General features: G+C 68.8%; 7 protein-coding genes and 1 pseudogene. 2 read left to right on the top strand and 6 right to left on the bottom strand.

Annotated elements, in window-relative coordinates:
- Both FV220_RS26275 and FV220_RS23500 read left to right on the top strand, forming a co-directional pair.
- Positions 1-165: pseudogene (locus FV220_RS26275) on the top strand (LysR family transcriptional regulator); the annotation flags it as partial.
- Positions 162-533 (top strand): DUF202 domain-containing protein, encoded by a 372-nt coding sequence (locus FV220_RS23500; RefSeq protein ID WP_147833423.1) that lies wholly within the window; start codon positions 162-164, stop codon positions 531-533. The pseudogene FV220_RS26275 and the gene FV220_RS23500, both read left to right, overlap by 4 nt.
- Before the next feature lie 3 nt (positions 534-536).
- On the opposite strand, the gene FV220_RS23505 is transcribed toward FV220_RS23500, so the two are convergent.
- From FV220_RS23505 to FV220_RS23530, 6 genes are all read right to left on the bottom strand, one after another.
- Positions 537-1,622, bottom strand: a complete 1,086-nt coding sequence (locus FV220_RS23505) for a molybdopterin-dependent oxidoreductase (RefSeq protein WP_147833424.1) — start codon at positions 1,620-1,622, stop codon at positions 537-539.
- Between the two features lie 78 nt (positions 1,623-1,700).
- The gene (locus FV220_RS23510; RefSeq protein WP_056160267.1) at positions 1,701-2,684 is read right to left on the bottom strand and encodes a beta-propeller fold lactonase family protein; all 984 of its coding nucleotides are present in this window, start codon (positions 2,682-2,684) and stop codon (positions 1,701-1,703) included.
- A gap of 184 nt (positions 2,685-2,868) precedes the next feature.
- Complete coding sequence (locus FV220_RS23515; RefSeq protein WP_056160265.1) at positions 2,869-3,207, bottom strand: cytochrome c; 339 nt, start codon at positions 3,205-3,207, stop codon at positions 2,869-2,871.
- Between the two features lie 11 nt (positions 3,208-3,218).
- A complete protein-coding gene (locus FV220_RS23520) occupies positions 3,219-4,442 on the bottom strand; it encodes a molybdopterin-dependent oxidoreductase (RefSeq protein ID WP_056217685.1) in 1,224 nt (407 codons plus the stop codon).
- Positions 4,443-4,638: 196 nt separating this feature from the next.
- The gene (locus FV220_RS23525; protein ID WP_056217688.1) at positions 4,639-5,778 is read right to left on the bottom strand and encodes an adenylate/guanylate cyclase domain-containing protein; all 1,140 of its coding nucleotides are present in this window, start codon (positions 5,776-5,778) and stop codon (positions 4,639-4,641) included.
- Between the two features lie 101 nt (positions 5,779-5,879).
- Positions 5,880-6,185 (bottom strand): putative sulfate exporter family transporter (locus FV220_RS23530; protein WP_147833425.1); only part of this gene is annotated, 306 nt, incomplete at its 5' end.

Consider the following 6,185-nt stretch of genomic DNA (forward strand, 5'->3'; position numbering starts at 1 on the left):
CTGTCCGAGACCGTGGTCGCCGCCGCGCTTCGGACCGGAACCCTGGTGCGGGCGGCGTTCGCCCTGCCGAGCCGGCCGTTCCGGGTGCTGCGCCACAAGGAGCGCTACCGCAGCCGGGCCGCCGACGCGTTGCTCGACCTGATCGCGACGGCGGATGCCGGATGAGCGATCCTGCGAAACCCGTGCACCCCGACGACCCGCGGGTCAGGCTCGCCGAGGACCGGACCGTGCTGGCAGCCGAGCGCACCTTCGTGGCGTGGCTTCGCACCGGGCTCGCCTTCCTCGGCGTCGGCTTGGCCGCGCAGCGCTTCCTGCGGGAGGTGCTGGCGGTCTGGCCATTGAAGGTGCTTTCGCTCACGCTGATCGCCTGTGCGCTCGCATCGTTCGCGGGCGCCGCGTGGCGTGACCGGGCGATCCGGGCGCGACTCGCCCATGCCGAGATCCCGATGATGCCGCGCATCCTCACCGTCGGGATCGCGGCCCTGCTCATCGCGATCTCCGGCCTTGCGGCCACCGCCCTGCTCCGGGCGTGACGGTCAGGCCACCGTCACCCGCACCCGGTGCCATGCGGCGCTGAGGTAGCCCTTGTAGTTCCAGGTGTCGTCCGGCGCCGCAGGCTGGGTCTGGCCGGCGGAATCCCAGGCCCGCACCACGAGTTCGTGCTCGCCCGCGGTCAGCTCGCTGTCGATCTGCCAGAACGTCCAGGCGTAGGGCGCGTCCGCATCGCGGTCGATCCAGGCCTGCGCCCAGCTGCGGCCGCCATCCGTCGAGACGTCGACGCGGGCAATCGAGCGGTCGCTGGCGATGGCGTAGCCGCGGATCGCGTGCCGGCCGGACTTCAACGCCGCGCCGCGGGCGGGCTCGCAGATCGCGCTGTTCAACGGCATCGCCTCGATGGTGATGCCCTGGGCCGGGTCGGCGGTCTCAGCCGTCACGTCGGGCGGGAACAGCTTGTAGTCGTCGGCCTGCATCGGGTTGTCGGAGGGCCGGTCTTGCACCGTGATGCGGGCGAGCCATTTCGGGCTGCGGATGCCGGCAAATCCCGGCACCACCACGCGCAACGGATAGCCGTGCTCGGGGGCGAGAGGCTCGCCGTTCATCGCGAAGGCGAGCAGCGTCTCGGGCGCCAGCGCCTTGGCGAGCGGGATCGAGGCGCCGAAGCGTATGTCCGACCCCGCGATACGGTCGTGGCTCTCGAAGGCGACGTGGCGCGGACTGCCCGCATCGATCCCGGCGGCGTGCAGGACGTCGGCGAGCCGCACCCCAGTCCATTCCGCGTTGCCGATGGCGCCGGCCGCCCACGGGTCGCCGGCGACCGGGGCCACCGCCAGCATGTCGGCCCGGCGGTTGCCGGCGCATTGCATCACCGCCGTGACGGTGACGTGCGCGAAGCGTGCCTTCAGATCGGCGACGGACAATTCGAGGGGCGTCGCGATCATCCCGTCGACAGTCAGGCGGTAGCCGTCGGCGTCGAGGTCCGGGATGTCGCCGTGGCTGCGGACGTAGAAGTCGGCCTGGTCGGTGAGGAAGGCCGCCCGCAGGCGATCGAGCGGCGGCTCGGCATTGTAGGGCGCCTCGCCGTGCACGATGAGGCGGTCCTTGCGCTGGAACAGGCCGAGCATGGGGTTTTTGTCCTGCGTTCGTGACGTATCGACGACGAGAACGCGCCGGGGGCGATAAGGCCCCCGGCGCGCGTCGCCTCAGGGCTTCATCGTCGAGACCACCGCGTTCTTCGCCCGGTCCACTACGGCGACGCTGAGGTCGCGGTTGAGGACGTAGGCATGGGCGTTGTCGGCCGAGAACGCGATCGCCTGGCGCGGCTCGTTCAGGCCGGTCACCGTGGCGACGACCTTGAGGGTGCCGGTGTCGATCACCGAGAGCGAGTTGTCCTTCAGGTTGCCCGAATAGACGAAGCGCCCGTCCGGGGTCAGTGCGGCGCCGTAGGGGTCCTTGCCCACTTCCACTTCGGAGGTGACCTTATGGGCGGCGACATCGACCACGCCGATGGTATTACGGCCGCTGTTGGCGGCAAAAAGCGTCTTGCCGTCCTTGGTGATCGAGATGGCGCGCAGCTTGTCGAACCCGGCGATCTCACCGGTGATCTTGTTGGTGGCGGTATCGACCAACGTGATCTTGTCGCCAAGGAAGTTCGTGACGAACACGGTCTTGCCGTCAGGCGACAGCTTCACGCCCTGGCGCGGCTGCGCGAAGCCGGGGATCACGGCCTCGGCGAGCATGGTCCTGGTGTCGAACACGGTCAGCGTGCTCGCGGCCTCGTTGTTGACGTAGAGCTTGGCCCCGTCGGCCGAGAGCACCGTGCCGAACGCGCCGGGGCCGGCGGCGAGAACGCCGGCTTCCTTGCCGGTGGCGGTCTCATAGACCGTGATCCGGCCGGTGCCACTGTCGGAGACGTAGAAGCGGGCGCCGTCCGGCGCGAAAACGATGTTGCGCGGCGTGACGAAGCCGTCGAGGCGGCGCAGCACCGTGCCCTTGGCGACGTCGTAGACGATGACGGCGCTCTCCTCGCTGTTCGACACAGCGGCGACGGTCCCAGCGGCGTTCAGCGCCAGGGCGTTGTTCTTGATCGCGCCGTCGAAGCCAGCGGCGGACCCGGGCTGGCCCTGGGCGAGGAGCAAGGCGGCTCCGGCGAGGAGGGCGCGGAGGCTGGTGCGGACGTGGGTCATGAAGCGTGTCTCTCTGGCATGCGCGCTCGTTCGGCGGCCGGGGCCTGCCGTGAGGGCTGGTTCTAATTCGGATTGCGTGATGCGAGACCGGTTTGGCCGTGCATCGCCCTGGGGAGATGCCGGAGGGCGCGGTCTATTCCCCGAGGCCGGCGAAAAAAACGCGGCGGCCTCGGGATTCGGGGGTTCAGGGCGTCGGCTTCAACGCCGTGAGGTAGTCGACGATGGTCTGCACGTCGGCCGGATCGACCGGCGCCTTGTAGACGTGAACCATCTTGTTCACGGTCTCGGTCCACTGCGCCTTCGTGAGCTTGGGCTGGGTCAGCACCATCCCGGCCGAGTGGCAGGCGAGGCAGTTGTTGTTGACCGCCTCGGCCCCCGGCCCGTCCGGGAAGATCCGGTCGGAAGTCGGGAATTCGATCGATTGCGAGGTGAAGCGCATCGGCTCGGGAGCCGAAGCGGCGAACGCCACCAGGGGAGACAGTATGAGGGCGGCGATGAGGGCCGCAGGGCGGATCGGGTTCATGGCTGTTCTCCTCAAGCGGCCTGGAAGGACACGGCCTCGATGCCGTTCTGCATGAAGCCGGCCCCGTTCCAGACCCGGTCCAGGGGCTGCGCGACGCCGTTGGTGTTGGTGCAGCGGACCCTGACCGTGTGGCTGCCGGCAGCCAATGCCGGCAAGCTGCCGTCGAAGCGGCGGAAGCTGTAGGGGCCTTCGTCCGCGCCGAGCTGCGCCGGGAACCACGTCGCGCCGCCGTCGCCTGAGAAGTCCACCGCCTTCACCCCGCAATCGCCGCCGAAGGCGATGCCGCGCAACGCCACCGGCGTTCCGGCCGCCACCTTGGCGCCATCGGTCAGGTTGGTGACGAACGAGCGCGGCACCATCCTGTTGATCGGCACCGTCTTGAAGCCGGTCTGACCGGGCTTGATGTTAGCGCCCGGCACGTCAGGAATGCGGTAAGCGGTCTTCATCCAGTACCCGTCGTCGGGCTTGTCCAGCACTTCGATGTCGGACAGCATCTTGACCCAGTAGGTCGAGTACCAGCCCGGCACCACGAGCCGGAGCGGGAAACCATTGAGCAGCGGCAATTGCTCGCCGTTCATCGCGTAGGCGATCATCACCTCACCATTGTTGGCGTGCTTGAGATCGAGCGACTTCTTGAAGTCGGGCGCGTCGTCGACCACCGGCTCGTCGAGGCCGTTGAAGCGCACCTGCACGGCACCGGCCTTCACCCCGGCCTTTTCGAGCACGTCCCTGAGGCGCACGCCGGTCCAGCGGGCGTTGCCCATCGAACCGTTTGCCCATTGCGCGCCGGTCACCCGCGGCTCGAACAACCCGCGCGAATTGCCCGAGCACTGGTTCACTGCGGCGATCTCGAAGCGCGGCAGGCCGGCGATGGCGTCGAGCGAGAGCGAGAGCTCCTTCTCGACATGGCCGTGGACCTTAAGCCGGAAGGTGCCGGCATCGACTTCGGTCGGGATCGAGGCCCAGTGCCAGCGGACGTAGAAGCGGTCGTTGGGGGTGAATACACCCTCGTCGAACACCGAGAACGGCGTCTCCAGTAGCGGCGGATGAGTGCGCTGGAGGATCATCTCGGCCTTGCCCGGAAAGGCCGTGGTCAGCGCCCGCTCGTCCGGGCCGCCGGGCAGCGGAAGCTTCACCGAGCCCGCCGCCCAGGCCGGTATGGCGGCGCCGAGGCTTCCGAGCCCTAGGCCACCCAGGACGAGGCGGCGGTTCATCGGTCTGTCCAGTCCGTGCATGGTCTCTCCCCTTGAAGGATGTCGGCGTCGATGCGTTCGAAGGCATCGGACCCGTGGCGATTCCTCGCGACCAGGGAGATGCTACGGGATACGATTTATTCCCACCAACGGTCTTTCGCGATACGAACGATCTCCAAACGCGATGATTTGAGAAGTTTCGATCTCCAATGGGACGATCAAGGACGCCGTCTCGGCGTCACGCCGCCGGCGCGCCGACGGGCGCGGTCCTGCGACACCCGAACAGGGCGTGACGCTCGGAAAAACCGCGCAAGGCGACGGTGCCGAGCGGTTCAAGGGCATGTGCCAACCCGTCGATGAAGGTGTCGGTGGCGATCAGCGGCGTGTTGTAGGTCTTGCACAGGCGCTCGACGCGGGCGAGCACGTTGAGATCGCGGCCGATCGCCGTGAAATCGACCCGGTCGCCGCCGCCGATATTGCCGTAGGCGACCTCCCCGACATGAAGTGCGACGCCGACCTCGAAGGCAGCCCTGTCACCGTTGCGCAGGGTCGCAAGCGCATCAAGCGCGGCCTCGGCGGCACGCAAGGCGGCACTGCGCGCCTCGGCCTCGTCGCGATCGGCATCGAACACGGCCAGTAGCCCGTCGCCGATGTACTTCAGCACCTCGCCGCCTTCCGCCTCGACGGCCGGCACGATGGCATCGAACATCCGGTTGAGGGCGGCCACGACACGGTCGGGGCTTTGCCGGTCGGACAGTTCGCCGAACCCGCGCAGGTCGGTCAGCATCATCGCGGCCCGCATCAAGCGTACGTCGCCGCGCCGCACCGTGCCGGTCAGGATTTGCCGCGCCGGGTCGCGTCCGACATAGGCGCTCAGCACCGCGCCTAGCATGTCGTCGAGCGCCTTGATCTCGAACAGCAGCGAGAACGGCTCGACCAGCGCCAGCAACGTGCAGATCTCGATCGGCGTGAAGCCGCCCGGTCTCGCCGTGGCCCAGGAGGCGGCGCCCATGCGTCCACGCGCGGCGCGCAGCGGCACGATGAGGTAGTCGGTTAGACCCTCGGTGCGAAGCTCGCCGAGCACGGGAAACGGCAGCGGCCCATCCCCGTCGAGACGGCATCGGAACGGGGTACGGGTCTCGACTACGCGCTCGACGGTGTTGCCGTGGAACGTCGGCGTACTCTCGATGCCGTGGCGGCGACGCAAGGCTAGGCTCGACGCTCCTGGATGCCAGACGCGCATTACCCAGCGGAACGACGGATGCAGGGTCGGCGCGTGGGTGGTGGCGCGGGCCAGTGGCAGGCCAAGCCCCGAGAGGCACGCACTGAACCCGTCGAGAAGGGCTGCCGCGTCCGCCGCTTCGCGACCCGGCCCCATCAACCATCCCGTCCCCTGCGCGACCGCCTCGGACGAAGATTGGGACGAACGTGTCACGGCAGTTCTTTCATCAAGGAGTTGGATCGATGCCATAGCGCGGATCAGACGAGGCCGAGCACGCGGATCAGGCCGAGGCTGACGGCGCCGAGGGCGAGGAGCGAGGCGACCACCGCGAGGGTCACCCGCGCCCCGGCCTTGGCGACGCTGCGCACGTCGACCCCGAGGCCGAGCGCCGCCATCGAGACCACGGTCAGCACGTTGGCGGTCTCCGACATCGGCGCGAGCGCAACCGGCGGGATCAGGCCCGTCGAGCGAAGGCCCGCGAGCGCAAGGAAGGCGAGGATGAACCACGGCACCAGGCGGTGGATCGCGAGGCCGCCGCGGGCCGGGCGGTCGCCCGCGGCGGC

Source organism: Methylobacterium sp. WL19 (assembly GCF_008040005.1).
Lineage (GTDB): Bacteria > Pseudomonadota > Alphaproteobacteria > Rhizobiales > Beijerinckiaceae > Methylobacterium > Methylobacterium bullatum.